The 255-nt window shown below is 68.6% G+C and carries 1 protein-coding gene; it reads right to left on the reverse strand.

The features are described from left to right. Positions 1–255: ABC transporter permease subunit (locus ACG0Z6_RS16665; protein WP_419964625.1), on the reverse strand; the 255-nt coding region annotated here is incomplete at both ends.

The following is a 255-nucleotide window of genomic DNA, read 5'->3' on the forward strand; positions in this document are numbered from 1 at the left end:
CGGATGATCTCCCCAAAGCCCAGCGTGACGATGGCCAGGTAGTCCCCGCGCAGCTTCAGCGTGGGCGAGCCCAGCACCACCCCGGCCAGTGCGGCCAGTGCGGCCCCGAGCGGGATCACCACCCACAACGGTGAGTGCAGCCCCTCAGGGAAGTGCGCCGCGAACCACTCGAAGTTCTCCGCCAGGTGCGGGCTGCTCAGCAGCGCGAACATGTACGCCCCCACGGCGTAGAAGGCCACATAGCCCAGGTCCAGC

This window comes from Roseateles rivi, assembly GCF_043555845.1.
GTDB classification, from domain to species: domain Bacteria; phylum Pseudomonadota; class Gammaproteobacteria; order Burkholderiales; family Burkholderiaceae_C; genus Roseateles; species Roseateles rivi.